This window comes from Rhodopirellula maiorica SM1, assembly GCF_000346295.1.
GTDB lineage: Bacteria > Planctomycetota > Planctomycetia > Pirellulales > Pirellulaceae > Novipirellula > Novipirellula maiorica.
In genome coordinates this window covers 1-964 of record NZ_ANOG01000198.1, presented here as the reverse complement: position 1 = coordinate 964, position 964 = coordinate 1, and the positions used below count along the sequence as shown (strand labels likewise).

General features: G+C 55.9%; 1 protein-coding gene and 1 pseudogene. Both read right to left on the bottom strand.

Annotated elements, in window-relative coordinates:
* Window positions 1-330 (bottom strand): annotated as a pseudogene (locus RMSM_RS06075) (signaling protein); the annotation flags it as partial.
* Between the two features lie 271 nt (window positions 331-601).
* A partial coding sequence (locus RMSM_RS06070; protein WP_478212698.1) for a rhomboid family protein occupies window positions 602-964 on the bottom strand: 363 nt, incomplete at its 5' end.

Below are 964 nucleotides of genomic sequence, written 5' to 3'. Positions count from 1 at the left end.
GTTGTCGGCCTTGTACACCACCGGATGCTCGTCGGAACCCGAATCCTCCGGCGTGAACACGAGCGTTTTGGGCAAGTAGTACACACCATCGGCGACGTGAACGGTGACGGCTTCGCGTCCCGCCATCGTCCGAGCTTTCTGTTGTGCGGCTGCCAGCGTGGCCAAAGGAGCTTCGGCGGCGCCGGAATTCGTGTCCTTTCCGTTCGGGGAAACATAGATATCGGCAGCCGAGACGACGCTGCCCAACAATATTAAAACAGCGGCAAGGTTGCCTGTGACAACGGCGATTGCAGCACTGGGACGTGGTATGAAATTCGTGAAATGGCTCATGGATTGGTCGGTTCTCCGGACTGTCATTGTCTTGTTTCGATTCGTTTTCGGATCACGCCAGTGAAATCGGCGAGGGAAGCAGCTGGTTCGGAACGTTTGTCTGCGAGGTGGGAACGTCTTCGAGATCCGCTCTTGAGTTTAAGTGCATAATTGTAGCTGGTGTTGCAGCTAGGTTGGGGGCTTCATGATGCAGTTTACATGATGGCCGGCCAGGCGTTCGTCAAAACGCTGCAAAGTTTGAGCGAGCAGTAGTGGCGATCTGGCTAGCAAGCTATTCGAGAATTGTTTGCGGTGCCCACCCTCTCCGAACGATCTCCACGGCCGCGAAGATTGCTCCGAGGACGGCGCCGGAGAGGTGGGATTCGACCAAAGGTTTGAAGCCATCGGCGTTGACAAACAGGATCTCGCCGGTGGTGTATTCATAGAAAAGCTTTCCAACTAACAACAGCCCCGTCACGCTCCAGAAACTGGCGAACATTCGATCGCGATTGGCGAGGCATTGACGGATTTGGTCGACGATGAACCAGACAAATAACCCCGTGTCGATCCCGCTCAGGCCTCGGTAGCCGGCGACGTCCTGGCACGTCAGAATGATGGTGCGGAGATCCCCAGCGACATCACGATCAACGCGACT